A 17,374-nucleotide genomic window follows, 5' to 3' on the forward strand; every position below is an offset into this window, starting at 1 on the left:
CAATAGATCCTCGAACCTCTTTTTGTCGGAAAGCCGGCTTGCCGAAGCGCTCTCATCTGGCGGTTCAGATGTCTCTTGTCGAGTTCGACTGCAATGCTGAAGTCAGAAACTGCAGCATATCCTCATTATCAGGCTGATAGTCCAGGACGTAGTTGTAGACTCCGCTCAGTCGCAACTGTTTACATAGATCTGCAAGATTCGGTTCCACAGTCTATCCCTCCATAAACTGATCGAATATGGTGAGATCCGGCTCCAGGACCTCGAAACCACCCTCGATGTCAAGGGCTCAACCATCAGAGCATTGGTTTGATGAAGCAAAAACCGAATGCTATCGCTGGTCGGATGGATGTTCTGTTCTTTTAGGATCGCAAGAGCGGTTGAAAATTTTCAGGGGGGTCTCTTTTATCAGGTCAAGAATAGCAGAAATTTTTTTGGATCATTCGCATAATAGCGATTGAAAGCATCCCGAATCAGTTCATCTGCCTGAGCTAAAACTCTGGAATTTGGGAGCGCACCCGGTTTGCGATGAAAAGTCTTGATGTAATGAGCGATATCAAGCGAATACTTTGATTCCCAGCCAATCGACGATGAACTGCAATGATATCGTTTCCATCAAGGAACTCGATCCTATCCACCAACATCTTCAGTGTAATATATCGAGGACGGTATGTATCCGGAATTGAGTAGAAGTTCCCGTCAAATTTTACCAATGAATACCGCGAAATAGTTGCACGTTTCAGTTCGCAGTTTTCAAATTCGAGTGTTGGCAATGGATGCATCAAGGCTCGCTCTTGATCAAGGCCCTGGACCGGCATCGGATCGACGATAGACAGGATGGCCGTTTATCTCGCCAAGGCGCATTTTTAGCCATTCAGCAGCCTCATTTATGGATGCAAATGAACTCCCTTTCGCTGAAAGTGGCACGCCGGACATAGCCTACACTTTCTTCGTCTGTCCCTTTCTCGTTAGGTGAAGCTGGATTGCAGACACAGGGCTGAAAACCGAAATGCATAGAGAATTCCAGAAATTTATCATTGAACTGCTGCTTTCGAGAATCGTATACAGCAGCCATTCTGTCATAGAATATCGCCTCGGGAACTGAGCCGATCTCGCGGAAGAATTCGATGTGGGCCTGGATCACTTCCAGACGGGTTGATCTGTTATAGAGGCGAGCAAATCGATAGAGCGAGAAGGGCAAGACGAAGACCGCAAGGTAGAATTTCTGCCATACTCCGGCGATATTGAGTGTGACTTCGCCCCAATCGAATTCTGCACGCTGACCAATGCGCGGCTCCTGCAAGATAAACACCTCTCGGGGTGCATTAGTGCGTTTCCAGCGGACAACTTCGTCCTTGACCGTGGTATAACCTATTTTATGACCATCCTGGACGAGAAGCTCCCAGATTCTTTTTGCCGTGAGTCGTTGTTTTTTGGGGCATCCCATGTTTGACTCAAGATATTGATGTATCTTCTGACGGACAAGATCAGTGAGAACGCGAGAGGGTTGAACGATCTTTCGGTTTTTGGGAATGATCTCCTCCGCCAATCCTTCTTGCACATCTTTGACCTGATGAAGATACTTTTCACAGTGTTCCGGGATATGTTCAGTTCGCGGGCTACTTTTTGTAGGACTTATGGAGTTCGTACAGGTCTACGATTCTACGTACATCTGCCATCGTTTTCACCTTACCGCCCACCTCTCAGAGTACTTGGAGAGGGAAGGCTTTCCTTTTTGGGGGGGGGGTCAAAAACGAACTGGCGTTTCCTTAAATAGGGGGGTCAAAATTGAGTCGGCGAATACAGCTCTGCGACAATATAATCTGGATCCGTTCTTAGGAATACTGCATGCTGATAGACATGGACGGCCTGCGCTAGCACTGGATCTCCAAGAGGAGTTCAGGCCAATTTTCTGCGATGCATTTGCCCTCCGGCTGATAAACAAGGCTATGCTGAAGCATGAAGACTTCAAGATGGACAATCACCTCAAGGATTATGCCTTCAAGATCTACTTAGAGAAGTTTGATGACTATATGCAAGAGGAATTCACTCATCCTCGGTTCGGCTATACTGTCTCGCGACGCAAGGCAGTGAGACTGCAGGCCATATTGCTGAGAAAAGCGATAACTGGCGAGCTGAAGAAATACTACCCTCTGGAGTTCAGAAAATGAGATTGGCAGTCACTTATGATATAAGCGATAATCGCACTCGTACCAGGGTCTTCAAGATCCTGGAGAGCTATGGGGCCTGGAAACAGTATAGCGTCTTTGAGCTGGAGATCAGCGACATTCAACGCCTGCAGATGGAAGATGATATAAAAGCAGAGATTGATGATGGTGATAAGGTGCGCGTCTATGAGCTATGTGAGCGCTGCGTAGGTGCTATTACCGATCTCGGACTAAAGACACCAGAGAAGAAATCCAATGTGATCTAGTTTTTCTTGGATCTTTATAAAGGCCTGGTACGGAAGAGGTCCATTCCTGGAGGCCTTATTTTCCGGCTTTTAGAAAGGATTATAGCCAAGAAGGGCCATTCTAGTGGTGCCGTTGCAACGTACTCGAAAACCCGATAGGGATTGAAACCACCGGGCATATTTTGCATAGTACTCCCTGTCTAAGTTGCAACGTACTCGAAAACCCGATAGGGATTGAAACTTATTTAACTGTCCTACAGGAACGACGGCTAAGATCGTTGCAACGTACTCGAAAACCCGATAGGGATTGAAACGGATAGCTCCTTGCCGGACAGGAGAGGCAAGAGAGCCGTTGCAACGTACTCGAAAACCCGATAGGGATTGAAACATCTCCCTCAACAAGCCCCATGGCTGCAATGGCCCCGTTGCAACGTACTCGAAAACCCGATAGGGATTGAAACGGATAGCTCCTTGCCGGACAGGAGAGGCAAGAGAGCCGTTGCAACGTACTCGAAAACCCGATAGGGATTGAAACCTCGGCCATGTGGTCCGCTGGGATAGCACCCCCCAGGACGTTGCAACGTACTCGAAAACCCGATAGGGATTGAAACTATGTACCAAGATAATACGCTGCTCCAAAAGGTAACGTTGCAACGTACTCGAAAACCCGATAGGGATTGAAACTCTCTATTGCTGAGCGCATAGAGAGTTATGCAGATACGTTGCAACGTACCGAAAACCCGATAGGGATTGAAACTTTTCTATTACTGGGGTTTCACCATTCCCGATGAGGTTGCAACGTACTCGAAAACCCGATAGGGATTGAAACTTTTCGCGGTTGGGGGCTTTGGCCCACCTGGCGACAGTTGCAACGTACTCGAAAACCCGATAGGGATTGAAACTTATATCATCTCATTTTACACATCTCCTTTATCCAGTGTTGCAACGTACTCGAAAACCCGATAGGGATTGAAACCAATATATTTTGAACTGTATCCACATTTCGCAAGTACAGTTGCAACGTACTCGAAAACCCGATAGGGATTGAAACCCGACATTAGAAATATTATACGAAAGGAACTTAGTGGTTGCAACGTACTCGAAAACCCGATAGGGATTGAAACTTTTTTTGGACGAGTTCCACGACAGCCCGGCTAATCGTTGCAACGTACTCGAAAACCCGATAGGGATTGAAACCAGCCTCATGGCTGTAAGCTCATTGTCTCTGGCTTGGTTGCAACGTACTCGAAAACCCGATAGGGATTGAAACTGGAGAAGGATCTATCCGCCGGATATCGATATCGCAGTTGCAACGTACTCGAAAACCCGATAGGGATTGAAACTGGGCTGCAGAAGGAGGCACATGCAATCAATCCATGGTTGCAACGTACTCGAAAACCCGATAGGGATTGAAACGTATTGGCCTTGTGGTGCCTGCACAGCCACAAGACCGTTGCAACGTACTCGAAAACCCGATAGGGATTGAAACAAAGTAGGCTTCTGCTTCGGCGACAGTCACATAAGAGTTGCAACGTACTCGAAAACCCGATAGGGATTGAAACCAGCCAATGTTTGCCGTGTTCTATTGGTGAGAAATTGGTTGCAACGTACTCGAAAACCCGATAGGGATTGAAACCGATCAGGTTGCGACATTCATGAAACATCACCACCATCGTTGCAACGTACTCGAAAACCCGATAGGGATTGAAACTGATGCGGATACTGACAAATATTTTGAAGAAAAGTGTTGCAACGTACTCGAAAACCCGATAGGGATTGAAACCGAAATATCATCTAATGATATTACCATTTCAGTTCAGTTGCAACGTACTCGAAAACCCGATAGGGATTGAAACGTAGAAGTCCGCCGAAACATGCGACGAGCTAGAAGTTGCAACGTACTCGAAAACCCGATAGGGATTGAAACTTTAAATTTTCTTTCATAGTAAAACTGACACAGATAAGTTGCAACGTACTCGAAAACCCGATAGGGATTGAAACCGGAAGGGCGACGATCTGGAGCGACGCCAAGGGACCGTTGCAACGTACTCGAAAACCCGATAGGGATTGAAACTATATTTTACGGTCCTGGCCGATCTGGGAAGGCGCTGTTGCAACGTACTCGAAAACCCGATAGGGATTGAAACATAATATGCCCTGTTTATGATTCCCTGGATTCTATTCGTTGCAACGTACTCGAAAACCCGATAGGGATTGAAACAAGATATCACTGAGATATCCCCGTGGACGCATCGCTGTTGCAACGTACTCGAAAACCCGATAGGGATTGAAACGCCGGAAGATCGCGACCAGCAACACAAGCGAAACCTAGTTGCAACGTACTCGAAAACCCGATAGGGATTGAAACTTATTTAGCTGTCCTACAGGATCGGCGGCAAAGATAGTTGCAACGTACTCGAAAACCCGATAGGGATTGAAACGGCAATAACGGCAGCGGGCCTGCCGATAAGGTCCGCAGTTGCAACGTACTCGAAAACCCGATAGGGATTGAAACAACCCAATTATTCTCTGTGGTTGGGGTGCACCGGACGTTGCAACGTACTCGAAAACCCGATAGGGATTGAAACTACAAAAGGTGATAAAAAGTGACACAGGATAGAGTAAGTTGCAACGTACTCGAAAACCCGATAGGGATTGAAACATATGAGGCTTTGATATGCCAGGATACTTCGAATTGCCGTTGCAACGTACTCGAAAACCCGATAGGGATTGAAACAAACCCAGAGGCGCTGCTGGCAGGATCGACCGTAGCGTTGCAACGTACTCGAAAACCCGATAGGGATTGAAACCGCATAATATTGAGGTCGGACAGACCTTTGATGTGATGTTGCAACGTACTCGAAAACCCGATAGGGATTGAAACACTGTAACCGGCATGGCCGTAGGAGATGAACTTGTGACGTTGCAACGTACTCGAAAACCCGATAGGGATTGAAACACTGTAACCGGCATGGCCGTAGGAGATGAAGTTGTGATGTTGCAACGTACTCGAAAACCCGATAGGGATTGAAACCGCTTCCCATTTATGACGATCTGCCAGCCCTTCAGTGTTGCAACGTACTCGAAAACCCGATAGGGATTGAAACGCCAATATGATTATAGAAGTGCCGGCTGCCAGAAAGTTGCAACGTACTCGAAAACCCGATAGGGATTGAAACTCACCGTGTTGGCACCATGCGCCTGGAACCAAAGAGTTGCAACGTACTCGAAAACCCGATAGGGATTGAAACAGCTCATCAGCATGTCACCAGACGGAAAGCCTGGCGTGTTGCAACGTACTCGAAAACCCGATAGGGATTGAAACAGAGTATTCACATAACTGGATCCGGAGAAGGCGTAAGTTGCAACGTACTCGAAAACCCGATAGGGATTGAAACAGAGTATTCACATAACTGGATCCGGAGAAGGCGTAAGTTGCAACGTACTCGAAAACCCGATAGGGATTGAAACGGACCAGTAGGGCCCGTAGGGCCAGCCTCCCCAGCGCCGTTGCAGCGTACTCGAACACCCGATAGGGATTGAAACCGTCATGCCTGGCTAGGCACCCATGAGGCATGAAAATAGGTCATGGCATGAAGGCATTCTCAAAGACATCAATCGCATGCAGGAGAGATCTATCGATATGCATGGAGCCTATTTTCTTATCAAACAAATGTTATGATGCTTGATTCAAGAGAAAACACGATGAAGATCGTGTAATGATCGTCGACCTGGGACCTGCAGAAGGGAGAGCAGAGGAGAGGATCGTCTTCATGGGCGTGCATCCGCCAGACTGCCAGCCTGATGCAGTTATAGCCTGAGCTTATAACCAAACCCCGCCGCCGCCAGGAGGGCTGGTGTTGCGCCAACTGTCTGCCTCTTTTGATCAATGGCGGGACGTTAGTTGAGAATGAGGTTGAGGGCAGTTCCCACCACCAGTGCGGCGACAAGCCGCAGTGCCACTGATTTTGCCGTCCCCGAGACGCCCAGCTCCTTGAGCATCACCATGAATGTGGCCACACAGGGCATATACATGGCCAGGACCACTGCCGCTATGACATACTGCACCGGAGACATATCCAGAGGGGCGAACATGCCTATTCCAACGTCCTTGCGCAGAAAGCCGATGATCAATGCAGTGGCGGCGTCGCTGGGAAGGCCTAGAAGGCCGGATACAACCGGCTTTAGCTCCTCGCCGATCAGATGCATCAGACCGCTCAGATAGAAGAAGTTCATTATCAGCATGCCCAGGCCGATATAGGGTACAGCCTCTTTCAGAAACTCCCGCACCCGGACGAAGGTCTTCTTCGAGAGGGCCTTTGGATTCGGCATGCGGTAGGGTGGAATCTCCATGAAGATCTCCGGCGACTCCCCGCCGATTAGCCGGTGGAGCAGATAGCCTGTGACCACAAAGGAGAGAAATAAGGTGGCATAGACTATGAAGATATACCTGAGCCCATGGGGAGCGAGGATGCCGAATATCATAGCACTCTGAGAGGCACAGGGAATGGCCATGGTCATCAGAGTGGCAGCAAGGTATCTCTGCTTGGGCGACTCCAGTATTCTTACTGAGAGAACAGCGGGAACGCTGCAACCCATCCCCAGCACACAGGGCAGGATAGCAGCACCATGCAGACCTATCCGGTGCATGAAGGCATCCAGGATGACGCTCAGCCTGGGAAGGTAGCCGATATCCTCCAGAATGCCCAGCAGAAGATAGAAGGGAATCAGGAAAGGCAGGACTATTCCCAGAGGGATGTACAGGCCGGTGGTCAGGATTCCAAAGGACTTCAGTAGCTCCGGACTGCTGCCAACCAGTATCTCCCTGATCAGATCTGAGCTGATATGCCTGTGCACCACATCGGTGATGAAAATCGAGTAAGCAGTGAAGAGGGGGTCTGTGACCTCCAACTGCAGCATCTCACCGATCTCGATTACCAGGCTGAAGGAGAGATACAAGAGCAATAGGGCAATGGGAATGCCTGTCCAGGGCTTAAGAGAGATGTCCTCCAGCCGGTCAAGAAGAGATGGATGCCTGTGCAGAACCCTCTGGCACCTCTCAGATATCTCCCCGATCCGCACCCATCGCTGATCAGATGACTCAAATTGCACCGGATGAGGGACTTTTGCCCTTCCTATGGCCTCCACCAGATCGTATATCCCCTGGCCGCTCACTGCCACTGTGGGGACCACATCCACCCCCAGCTCCTCTGCCAGGAGGCTGGTATCGATCTCTATCCCTTTTCGGGTGGCCACATCCCATAGATTCAGGGCCACCACAGTGGGAATGCCCCTCTCCAGGATCTGCAGGGTAAGGTTGAGGTTTCTCTCCAGATTGGTGGAGTCGATCACATTCACCACCACATCAGCTCCCTGCTCCAGGATCTGGCCGGTCACCTCCTCCACCTTGGAGGTGGGTTCGAGAGAGTAGACGCCCGGCGGATCGACCAGGGTGGCCATCCTCTCTCCCAGCTTCATTCGCCCCTCTGTATACTCGATGGTGGTTCCAGGATAGTTGGCCGAGACCACCTCGATTCCTGTTAGCCGGGAGAAGATCACACTCTTTCCCACATTGGGGTTTCCCATAAGAAGGATCTTCAAGACCTACTGCTCCCTCTCATTCGCATCTAGTCGAGGCCCTATCTGCAACCAGCTATATAAAAGTTTGGTTTGCCGCTGGAAGGATGCTGTAATAGAACTTAACCGATGATATGAGGCTTATTGCTTGCTCATTGCTTTCTCATTGCTTTCTCATTGCTTTCTCATTGCTGACCTATAAGTTGCCTGCAAAGGTGAATTATCTAAAAATTAACGCAAAGTTCAAATAGTATAAACTTTAATCATTCTTAAAAAAATTATTGAGATATGATCCGATCCGGATTCATCGATTCTTAATGGCCAGCCCCATTAAGATGGTATCGCCGATCCGGAACCGGAGATAAGTTCGAGGGAGGACGCAAATGCCAATGACGATGCTAATACCGATTGGAGTCATCATGCTGAGCGGTGCAGTAGGGGGAATTGTGAATGCGCTTGTAAGCGATAACGGCTTCATCAAGCCCAGTGAGGAGTGTGCAGGGGAGGTCACAATCATCCGGCCTGGTTTTGCGGGCAACATCCTCCTGGGAGCAGTTGCTGCTTTCGTCTCCTGGGGCCTTTATGGAGCCTTTGCCGATGCCGTACTGTTTGGCACAGCCACAGGAATTGGAACCGAGGAGATCTCCGTCTCGATATCCTCCATCGCCGGCGCCTTATTGGTGGGGATAGGAGGGGCCCGCTGGCTGACCAATGAGGTGGACAAGAAGCTGCTCCGCACTGCTGCCACGGCTGCTGCCGCCTCCAAGGCCAACTTCGAGGAGTCCCACAAGATAGCCGTAGCCACCCCCGCCCAGGCCTTCAATATCGCCAAGAAGATGTACCAGAACGAATAAAGCCACACTGATGGGCCATTACGATCACAGAGAGCATGCAGGCAATGCCGGCGATCTATGGAAGCATTTCCTCCTGCTGGAGGTGGCAGATTGCCTCCTCACCCCCGATAGCAGCTTGGTTTATGCTGAAAGCCATGTAGGACGCCCGAAGTATGCCTTAAAGCCATCTGGTGATTGGGAGAGCGGAATCGGCAGGATCTGGCCGGCTCTGCCTCTCCTAAAAGACTTTCCCTACTTCGATATTCTGGCGGAGGCGAACCCCTCTGAGCCATCCTCCCCTTTGCAGATAGAATGCTATCCTGGATCTGCACTGCTGCTAGCAAAGCTGGCAAAAAGAAAGAAGGCCGATCTCAAGATGGAGATCTGGGATATAGATCCTGCAGTCGAAGCAGCCTGGAATGAATTCCTTGGTCATGGGCACCCTGGTCAGGGGTGCCCTGGTCATGGGCGCTCCGATCACGGGCGCCTCGATCGTTCATCCATATCGTTTCATCTGGGGGACGGTTTTTCCGGGTGCATGTCCCTGTTGAGAAGAGCACCCCCCGGCCTTCTTCTCATCGATCCACCCTTCACCTCCCCCGGAGAAAGAAGGGCGGCTGAGGAGCTCTTCTGCATGGCCAGTGAATCGGGCTGGACGGTGTTATGCTGGCATATGAAAGAATCGATGAGCCCCTCTGATCATCCCACTGAATTTCCCCTTCTCTTCTCTCAGATTGGGCTTGATTATGCCAAAGCTGCTGGCTGCAGCATACGAGCAGCATCTCCGCATACAGCCCTCCTCAGTCACCTCTCCAGAAGGGCAAGGGCTTTTCTTCATATATCGGCTTCATCGAAATAATTATAACATATCAGAGCATAGAAAGTGCATCCCAGGCCCGTCCACAGGAGGCAGCAGGAACCATAACTATGCTATCACTCAGGAGCTGGAAATGCAAAGGCCACTCGACCCAAAATCATACAATGAAGCATTCTGGCATGATATAAAGAAGAGGTGGCCGGGCAAGTTCAGGGATCTGGAACGCTTTATCTTCCGGGAGATTCGCCCCGGGAACAGGATATTCATTGGAACAGGTTGCGGGGAGCCTCAGCACCTGGTCAGGTCGCTCCTTGATTTCGTCAAAGAGCAGCCCAAATCCTTTCTTGATGCTGAGCTGATAAACATAGTCACCCTTGGGGTAGCGCCATATACTGACGAGAAGTTCCAGAGCAACTTCCGGCTGAACTCCTTTTTTATCGGCGACCATACCAGAAACGCCGTCAACCGGGGCGATGCTGACTATACCCCCATCTTCCTCTCCAACCTCCCTCATCTGATCCGATCGGAGAGAATACCCCTGGATGTTGCTCTGATTCAGACCACCCCGCCGGACGAGGAGGGCAGGCTGAACCTGGGGATAAGCGTGGATATCGTCCGCACTGCAGTGGAGAAAGCGGGCCTTGTAATCGCCCAGCCCAACTCTCATATGCCTGCAGTCAATGGCGACGGCTGGATCTCTATAGATGATGTGGACTATCTGATCCCCTGGGACGAGCCCCTCCTGGAGTACATAGAGGACATGCCAGAGGAGATCGCCCAGAGGATAGGAAGGTATGTGGCCAGGATCGTGGAGGATGGCTCGACCATCCAGGTGGGATACGGGAGCATTCCCAATGCCATCGTCTCCAGCCTGAAGAAGAAAAAGCATCTTGGGGTGCATTCTGAGCTACTGAGCGATGGCATAGCCGGGCTCATCAGGGATGGGGTGGTGGACAATAGCAATAAGAGCATCAATCCAGGAAAGACCATCGCCACCTTCTGCATGGGCCGCCGCTCGACATATGAATTCCTGCGGGGCAATGATAGCATAGAGTTCAGAGCCATAGACTACACCAACAACCCCCTCATCATCGCCCAGAACAGAAAGATGATCGCCATCAACAGCGCCCTGGAGATCGATCTCACCGGCCAGGCCACAGCAGAATCCCTGGGTCACAGCTTCTACAGCGGCATCGGGGGCCAGGCGGATTTCATGCGGGGCACGGCAATTGCACCGGAGGGAAAGACCATCCTCGCTCTGCCCTCCACCGCCCTGATCACCAGCGCAGATTCCAGGGATAAATGGGATAGAGAAGAGAAAGGGTATAGAGAAGATAAGGGGCATAAAGAGGCCTCCCAGGAGGGGGGGAGGGTCTCCAGGATAGTGCCTTTCCTCAAGGAGGGGGCAGGAGTCACACTGACCCGGGGCGATATACATTATGTGGTAACCGAGTACGGCATCGCCTACCTGCATGGAAAGAACATCAGAGAGAGGGCTATGGCTCTTATCGCCATTGCTCACCCCATATTCCGCCTCTGGCTGATCGAGGAGGCGAAGAGGATGCGCCTGATTTATCCTGATCAGGCCTTCATACCCGGAGCACAGGGGGAGTACCCGGAGGAGCTGGAGGCCTGGAAGACGACTAAAACCGGCCTTGGAGTCCTTTTGCGCCCGGTGAAGATCAGCGATGAGCCCCTGCTCAAGGATTTCTTCTACTCTCTCTCCGATGAGAGCATGTACCAGAGGTTCATCTCTGCCCGGAGGGATATTCCTCACCAGGAGCTTCAGAAGCTTGCTGCAGTGGATTACTTCCAGAAGATGGTCCTGTTGGCGGTCAGAGAGGAGGATGGCATGGAGTCCATCTGCGGATTGGGCCAGTATGATATCAACAGCGATATGTTCACTGCTGATGTGGCCTTGGTGGTGAGGGATGACTGCCAGAACCATGGAATAGGAGGCGAGCTGCTGGCATATCTGACATATCTCGCGAAAAGGCAGGGCCTCCTTGGATTCACGGCTGAGGTCCTGGCAGGAAACGATCCCGTATTCCACCTCTTTAAAAGAATGGGGTTTGCAGTCAGCAAGAGGCGGGATTCCGGGGTCTATGAGCTGGTGGCCATGTTCCCTTGATGTATCTCCCTCGGGGGGGAGACGGGCCGGTGATAGGTCCTTCATAAGGCTCATACAAGACATACTTTTTTTACCCAGGAGAACGATTAAAATATAATCTGTCCTGATAATGGATAGAGAACTTGAGAATTGAATCAAAGGGGAGTGTAAGATTGTATCAAGATCGAGGTGAGGTGAATGAATAAAACCATTTTTCTGAGCATGGTGAGCATTTTTGTCCTCCTCATGGCGGTGTCTGCCCACGGCCAGCCGGACTTTGAACGGGGTTATACAAAGAGCCAGTATGCGAACGCCCCATATCTCTCGGAGGATCAGTACCATCCCGATGGAAGGCTGGATCAATATTCCCAATCCGATGGATTCGACCTGGCCAGGAGAGGCTCCAGCATCAAGGAGAGCCCGTTCTATCAGACAGATGCTCCTTTTGGCGCTCCTGCTCCCACAGCCCCCAGCAGCCCGTATAGCCTGGGGCTGGATATACCTTTGGAATCATCCATTGCAGATTATAAAGAGGCGCCCAGTTCCGGCAGGGCCGAGGATTCACTTACATCTGCCACTGACCTCTCCTCCGACCAGCAGAAGAGGGCAATGTCCGGGGTCGAGTACAGCTATCCATCCAGCAGCAAGGCGGCAGAGCCGGGGGTGTTAAGAGCAAAAAATAGGCTTTATGTGAGCGATTTTCCTCAGGTCACAGGAGCCTGCCGTCTGTTCGGCTGGCAGCCCATGTGGCTGCAGACCTCCTCCTCCGGGCCGGTCTGGTTCTATGAGTGGTATCCCAGTGGTGAGCTGAGGGTAAAATATCTGGGCTATTCCTCTGCCGGATGGAATAAGAAATGGTTCAATGGAGATGTTCCAGGCTGGCATATCCTGCAGTATTACTGCAATGGATGGAGCAACTACATCTATATCTATGTCTACGGCCAGGTCCCAGATGCCTGGAAGGATCAGGATCCATATGTCCCTGCCCCGGCCAGCGGCACATCCTCTGTGACCCTCAGGTCAAGCTGGCTCTCAGGATACGACATTTATCTTGATGGAGATTATGTCGGCACAGAGGGATTTGGAAGAGACCTGTCCGATGGCATCTATCGGTTTACTGTTCCCGGGGACATGTGGCATACCATAGTGATCACAAAGGATGGCAAGAGCTACCGGGAGGCGGGAAGGTTCTTAAGCGGGGTGGCATATAGATTCACCATCTGATGAATTCAAATCTTTAATTTTTTTGATGAAAGGGTGAATGCATCAATTGACCGCCTGAAAGCTCTTCTGCCCTCCTCGACTTGATGATTCTCGGCTTCACTCGATCTTCCTGGCGGCAACCTCGATCGCCCGGACGACGCTCTCCTGGGGTATGATAGTGGCTACCGGGATGCCAAGAAGCTTCTCCACTGTGGGGCTGACGATGGGAGCGCAGACCAGAGCCGAGGCTCCATCCCTCTCTGCTCTCACTGCGGCGATTATCGCCTCCTCGATATTTGTCGCTGAGTACTCTCTTAGGGTCAGCATCCTCTCACCAATTCTCATCTTCTTCTCACTGATCTTGTCCAGGACGGGTCGGGCGGCGATTATGGCGATGAAATCCCCACCAGGGCCCTCCAACTGGCGAATGGTTCTGACGATCTGGCGCAGAGTGGTGATATTCGGCTCCCGGTGGCCGGAGAGGATCTTATAAAGGGTGCTCTGGGGGATCTCAGAGACCCGGGAGAACTCCCGCGCAGAGAGGCCCAGCTCCCCGATAACCTCTTTCAGAGTATCACGCAGGCTCTCATCCGACTGGAAGGAGGCCTTCATCACCCTCTCCACATTTGACATACTATTGGGTATGCAACAGCTAATATTTCTACTTTTAGGATAGTTCGCTCTCCAGGTCGAACCAAAAAGATAAAGTAAGAAGAACGAAGAGGGCAGGCTATTAGAGCGCTATCATCGGCGATATAACCTAAATGTGATGGCAAGGCCTCTTTTCTTGTACAAAAAGGATAAAATTTAGTCGCAAATAGAAAACGTTATATCCCCGCTGAAGAGGGTATCCCTCATGGGAGAATATCGGCTCAGATGTGTGAGCGATGGATCGGTGCAGCCTCCATATTCCTTGAGCTGCCCCCGTGATAGCTCGCTATTGCGGGCGGAGTATAAGTCCAGGCAGCTGGAGATAAAGGAGCTTCCTGGCATCTGGCGGTTTATGGACTGGCTTCCGGTCAAGGGGATCATAGAAGAAGCGACATGCAGGCCGGTGACCTACAGGAGCCGGGGGCTGGCGAAGGAGCTTGGCCTTGAGAACCTTTACATCAGCTTCAATGGCTACTGGCCGGAGAAGGGGGCGGGGATGCCCACCTGCAGCTTCAAAGATCTTGAGGCCCCGCCCACCATGCAGATGCTCCTGGAGAGGGATGATAGCTCATCACTGGTAGTGGCCTCAGCAGGAAACACCGCCCGCGCATTTGCCCATATCGCCTCCTTGACAGGCCAGACGCTGCTTTTATTTGTCCCGGAAAAGGCTCTGGAAAGAATGTGGACGATTGTACCACCAGGCCGGATAACTCTGATCGCTGTCAAAGGAGATTATCTAGATGCCATTCAGATGGCAGAGAGGGTGCAATCCCGCGAGGGCTATACCCCTGAGGGAGGGGCGAGGAATATCGCCCGCAGGGACGGCATGGGAACGGTGATGCTGGATGCTGCAATAACCCTGGGAAGGACGCCAGATCACTACTTCCAGGCGGTGGGAAGCGGCACGGGAGGCATATCCGCCTGGGAGGCCAGCCTGCGGCTGAGAGATGATGGCCGTTTCCGCCCGGAGCTTCCTTTGCCCAGGCTCCATCTGGCCCAGAACATCCCCAATGCCCCCATCTATTATGCCTGGAAGGGCCTGGAGCCCGAGCCATACCAGGAGGAGATGTTCGATGATGTCCTCTTCAACCGCAGGCCTCCATTGGATATGCCCGGAGGGGTCAGGGACGCCCTGAAGGCCACGGGCGGAATGGTCTATGGGATCACCGATAGAGAGGCAAACAGAGCCAGAGATCTCTTCGAGCAGTCCGAGGAGATAGATATTCTCAATGCCCCGGCTGTAGCTGTGGCAGCACTGCAAAAGTCGATAGAAGAGAAGAGCATCTCCTCTAAGGAGATTGTGCTTCTCAATATAACCGGCGGCGGCATGCTCAGGCTGAAAGAGGATCATCCTCGCCATATGCTGCAGCCGGATGTTGCAGTCTCCTCCTGGGAGGATGCAATTGCGTTTCTGGAGGAAGGATAGTGAGCCAGACCATTAAGGAGAGAAGAATCATGTCTGCAGAGGAGGAATTGCTCAGGGCTGAGGAGAGGCAGGGGCTGAAGACCGATGATCATCCCCTGACGCTCACCATCCTGGGAGGGGTGGACAAGAACGGCCACCAGGATCTTGTCCCTGAGATAGAGATCTGCCGGGGAGAGATAATAGGGATTGTGGGGCCCACAGGCTCGGGCAAGAGCACTCTTATCGCCGATATAGAGCAGTTTGCCCTGGGGGATACTCCCAGCGGGCGCAGCATTCTGATCAACGGCCAGGTGCCGGAAAATGAGCAGCGCTACGACCCGAGAAAGAAGCTTGTAGCTCAGCTCTCCCAGAATATGCATTTTCTGGCGGACATGCAGGTGGGAGAGTTCCTGCGGATGCATGCCAAATCCAGGGGAAAGGATCCACGCCTGGCTGAAAAGGTAATTGAGCTGGCCAATACCCTGACCGGCGAGCCCATAAGCCCGGAGTTCCAGCTCACCATTCTAAGCGGCGGCCAGTCTCGTGCCCTGATGGTGGCGGACATTGCTGTCATAAGCGACTCGCCAATAGTCTTGATCGATGAGATCGAAAATGCGGGAATTAAAAAGCAAGAGGCTTTGCGCCTCCTTTCAGGAGAAGGAAAGATAGTGGCGGTGGTCACACATGATCCCATGCTGGCCCTGATGGCCACCCGCCGGATTGTGATGAAGAATGGCGGCATGGTCAAGGTCATCAGCACAAGCGATGAGGAGCAGAGGATCTTCAAGGATATCGAGAGGGTGGACGGCTGGCTCACCGGCCTGCGGGAGACCATCCGCCAGGGCGAGGTAGTGGCTTGAGGATGGTGGTGGTGGCGGGAACGCCAGGCTCGGGCAAGACCTCGATTCTCATGCATGCCGTCAAGGATCTGATCAGGGCAGGGGCTGCTGCTGCTCTGGTGAAGATCGATTGCATGTGGACTGAGGATGACCTCCGCTTCAAACGCCTCGGCCTGCCTGTGGCGGTGGGCCTCTCAAAGGATATGTGCCCAGATCATTATGCCATCTACAATGTGGATGAGATGCTCGATTGGGCCAGAGAGCAGGGAGCGGGAATTCTGCTCAACGAGACTGCAGGGCTCTGTCTGCGTTGTGCTCCCTATCCAGATGGAGCTTTGGCCATCTGTGTGATCGATGTCACCACCGGCCCCAACAGCCCGCTGAAGGTGGGGCCGTTGCTTACCACTGCCGATGCTGCTGTCATGACCAAGGGGGACCTCGTCTCCCAGGCGGAGAGGGAGGTCTTCAGAGAACGCATTCTGGAGGCCAATCCCGGATGCAGGATCATCGAGGCCAACGGCCTGACCGGCAAGGGCTCCTATGAGATCGCTGAGCTGATCTTGGGCTGGCCTGAGATCTCAGGAGAGATGACATTGCGCCATAACCCTCCGCTGGCCATCTGCACATTATGCACAGGCGAGCTGCGCGTCTCCAAGGTGCACCACCGGGGGATGCTCCGCCATCTGGATGGCTTCATGGAATACACCGGCGAGTGATAAGGGAGCGAATGTAGCAGAAGAGGGGTTGAATGAGGTATGGGGGGGGTTGAACGGAGTATGAGAAGGGTTGACCGGAGTATGAGTGAGGTTGAATGGAGTGAGTGAGGTTGAATGGAGCTGGAGAGAGAGTGAATAGAGCTGGAGAAGGTGAGGTTGAGAGGTCATGCTGCGGATAGAGAAGCTCCTGCCAGGGTACAACTGTGGTGAGTGCGGCCTGTCAAGCTGCCGGGAGTTTGCCAGCAAGCTGGTGGATGTGGCCGGCCTGGAGAGATGTCCGCTTCTCAAGCAGGAGAGGTTCCGGAGCCGGGCAGAGGAGATTGCCAGACTGCTGAGCATCTCCCACCAATCGGAGGGGGAACAGGAGATCATCGGCGTTCTGGATGGCCTTCGGGCCGATTTTGCCCTCTCCCCCTTGCCTGGGGAGCCATCCTGTCGGGAGGATCTGCATCCCTTCAATCCCGCTGTCAGGCTGGATGAGGGGGAGATCTTCCGATACCGGCCACTGGGCTGCCCCATCATTCATTTTGCCAGGGTTCTCAGATCCAGCCAGGGCGTCATCACTGTTCACATGGTTGGGCCGGTGCATCTGCTGCATGGACAGCCCGCACCCGGAGACATTGGCATATGCCTGGTTTTAGCCTTTGAAGGCACTATCAGCCGGGGGAGAAGGCCGGAGGTGGGGGAGACGGTGCGATTCCTTCCCGAGCACTGCATGATGCAAAAGGTGCATTCAGGGGTGGTGGTGCACTCGGAGGGAGAGAGGCTGAGGATTGAAGGGATTGACTTGAAGGTATGGTAGCTGGGGCAGGT

The 17,374-nt window shown here is 52.2% G+C and carries 14 protein-coding genes, 1 pseudogene and 1 CRISPR repeat array; of the genes and pseudogenes, 10 read left to right on the forward strand and 5 right to left on the reverse strand.

From position 1 onward, the window contains the following. Window positions 1-64: 64 nt before the first annotated feature. The 3 genes from IPI63_RS01915 to istA all read right to left on the reverse strand — a co-directional run bounded on the left by IPI63_RS01915 (window position 65) and on the right by istA (window position 1,558). On the reverse strand, window positions 65-208 hold the full coding sequence (locus IPI63_RS01915) for a hypothetical protein (RefSeq protein WP_292476320.1): 144 nt from the start codon (window positions 206-208) through the stop codon (window positions 65-67). Between the two features lie 280 nt (window positions 209-488). After that, window positions 489-815: a hypothetical protein gene (locus tag IPI63_RS13080; RefSeq protein ID WP_394357577.1), complete on the reverse strand. Its 327-nt coding sequence runs from the start codon at window positions 813-815 to the stop codon at window positions 489-491. A 65-nt stretch (window positions 816-880) separates the two neighbouring features. Then, window positions 881-1,558, reverse strand: coding sequence for an IS21 family transposase (gene istA / locus IPI63_RS01920; RefSeq protein ID WP_292476321.1), 678 nt, complete (start codon window positions 1,556-1,558; stop codon window positions 881-883). 241 nt (window positions 1,559-1,799) lie between these two features. Here istA and cas1 point away from each other — a divergent pair. After that, window positions 1,800-2,168, forward strand: a pseudogene (gene cas1 / locus IPI63_RS01925) (CRISPR-associated endonuclease Cas1); the annotation flags it as partial. After that, the gene (gene cas2, locus IPI63_RS01930) at window positions 2,165-2,431 is read left to right on the forward strand and encodes a CRISPR-associated endonuclease Cas2 (protein ID WP_292476324.1); all 267 of its coding nucleotides are present in this window, start codon (window positions 2,165-2,167) and stop codon (window positions 2,429-2,431) included. The pseudogene cas1 and the gene cas2, both read left to right, overlap by 4 nt. Before the next feature lie 111 nt (window positions 2,432-2,542). Next, window positions 2,543-5,956: direct repeats of the CRISPR family, unit length 37 nt; unit sequence GTTGCAACGTACTCGAAAACCCGATAGGGATTGAAAC. 354 nt (window positions 5,957-6,310) lie between these two features. On the opposite strand, the gene IPI63_RS01935 is transcribed toward cas2, so the two are convergent. After that, window positions 6,311-8,011: a ferrous iron transporter B gene (locus tag IPI63_RS01935; protein ID WP_292476326.1), complete on the reverse strand. Its 1,701-nt coding sequence runs from the start codon at window positions 8,009-8,011 to the stop codon at window positions 6,311-6,313. Window positions 8,012-8,376: 365 nt separating this feature from the next. Between IPI63_RS01935 and IPI63_RS01940 the strand changes: the two genes are divergently transcribed. The 4 genes from IPI63_RS01940 to IPI63_RS01955 all read left to right on the forward strand — a co-directional run bounded on the left by IPI63_RS01940 (window position 8,377) and on the right by IPI63_RS01955 (window position 12,971). After that, window positions 8,377-8,841, forward strand: coding sequence for a hypothetical protein (locus IPI63_RS01940; protein WP_292476328.1), 465 nt, complete (start codon window positions 8,377-8,379; stop codon window positions 8,839-8,841). A gap of 10 nt (window positions 8,842-8,851) precedes the next feature. Then, window positions 8,852-9,679, forward strand: coding sequence for a 23S rRNA (adenine(2030)-N(6))-methyltransferase RlmJ (locus IPI63_RS01945; protein WP_292476329.1), 828 nt, complete (start codon window positions 8,852-8,854; stop codon window positions 9,677-9,679). Window positions 9,680-9,770: 91 nt separating this feature from the next. After that, window positions 9,771-11,768 (forward strand): GNAT family N-acetyltransferase, encoded by a 1,998-nt coding sequence (locus IPI63_RS01950; RefSeq protein WP_292476330.1) that lies wholly within the window; start codon window positions 9,771-9,773, stop codon window positions 11,766-11,768. 177 nt (window positions 11,769-11,945) lie between these two features. Next, the gene (locus IPI63_RS01955) at window positions 11,946-12,971 is read left to right on the forward strand and encodes a hypothetical protein (protein ID WP_292476331.1); all 1,026 of its coding nucleotides are present in this window, start codon (window positions 11,946-11,948) and stop codon (window positions 12,969-12,971) included. A 96-nt stretch (window positions 12,972-13,067) separates the two neighbouring features. Here the strand turns inward: IPI63_RS01955 and IPI63_RS01960 are convergent, their stop codons facing one another. Next, the gene (locus IPI63_RS01960; RefSeq protein ID WP_292476333.1) at window positions 13,068-13,583 is read right to left on the reverse strand and encodes a helix-turn-helix domain-containing protein; all 516 of its coding nucleotides are present in this window, start codon (window positions 13,581-13,583) and stop codon (window positions 13,068-13,070) included. Between the two features lie 223 nt (window positions 13,584-13,806). Between IPI63_RS01960 and IPI63_RS01965 the strand changes: the two genes are divergently transcribed. The 4 genes from IPI63_RS01965 (at window position 13,807) to IPI63_RS01980 (ending at window position 17,363) form a co-directional block, all read left to right on the forward strand. Next, a complete protein-coding gene (locus tag IPI63_RS01965; protein WP_292476335.1) occupies window positions 13,807-15,027 on the forward strand; it encodes a cysteate synthase in 1,221 nt (406 codons plus the stop codon). Window positions 15,028-15,122: 95 nt separating this feature from the next. After that, the gene (locus IPI63_RS01970; protein ID WP_366850843.1) at window positions 15,123-15,866 is read left to right on the forward strand and encodes an ATP-binding cassette domain-containing protein; all 744 of its coding nucleotides are present in this window, start codon (window positions 15,123-15,125) and stop codon (window positions 15,864-15,866) included. Next, on the forward strand, window positions 15,863-16,561 hold the full coding sequence (locus tag IPI63_RS01975) for a GTP-binding protein (protein ID WP_214066193.1): 699 nt from the start codon (window positions 15,863-15,865) through the stop codon (window positions 16,559-16,561). The genes IPI63_RS01970 and IPI63_RS01975 overlap by 4 nt, the downstream gene beginning before the upstream one ends. A gap of 166 nt (window positions 16,562-16,727) precedes the next feature. Beyond that, window positions 16,728-17,363: a (Fe-S)-binding protein gene (locus tag IPI63_RS01980; protein WP_292476339.1), complete on the forward strand. Its 636-nt coding sequence runs from the start codon at window positions 16,728-16,730 to the stop codon at window positions 17,361-17,363. The last annotated feature ends 11 nt before the right edge of the window (window positions 17,364-17,374 follow it).

The organism is Methanothrix sp. (assembly GCF_016706325.1).
Taxonomy (GTDB): domain Archaea; phylum Halobacteriota; class Methanosarcinia; order Methanotrichales; family Methanotrichaceae; genus Methanothrix.

What these genes read in the sequence shown, in the direction of transcription:
- IPI63_RS01950 (WP_292476330.1), top strand. Translation starts at nt 9,771, where the DNA reads ATGCAAAGGCCACTCGACCCAAAATCATACAATGAAGCATTCTGGCAT.
- IPI63_RS01940 (WP_292476328.1), top strand. Translation starts at nt 8,377, where the DNA reads ATGACGATGCTAATACCGATTGGAGTCATCATGCTGAGCGGTGCAGTA.
- cas2 (WP_292476324.1), top strand. Translation starts at nt 2,165, where the DNA reads ATGAGATTGGCAGTCACTTATGATATAAGCGATAATCGCACTCGTACC.
- IPI63_RS01980 (WP_292476339.1), top strand. Translation starts at nt 16,728, where the DNA reads ATGCTGCGGATAGAGAAGCTCCTGCCAGGGTACAACTGTGGTGAGTGC.
- IPI63_RS01960 (WP_292476333.1), bottom strand. Translation starts at nt 13,583, where the DNA reads ATGTCAAATGTGGAGAGGGTGATGAAGGCCTCCTTCCAGTCGGATGAG.
- IPI63_RS13080 (WP_394357577.1), bottom strand. Translation starts at nt 815, where the DNA reads ATGCCGGTCCAGGGCCTTGATCAAGAGCGAGCCTTGATGCATCCATTG.
- IPI63_RS01965 (WP_292476335.1), top strand. Translation starts at nt 13,807, where the DNA reads ATGGGAGAATATCGGCTCAGATGTGTGAGCGATGGATCGGTGCAGCCT.
- IPI63_RS01955 (WP_292476331.1), top strand. Translation starts at nt 11,946, where the DNA reads ATGAATAAAACCATTTTTCTGAGCATGGTGAGCATTTTTGTCCTCCTC.
- IPI63_RS01945 (WP_292476329.1), top strand. Translation starts at nt 8,852, where the DNA reads ATGGGCCATTACGATCACAGAGAGCATGCAGGCAATGCCGGCGATCTA.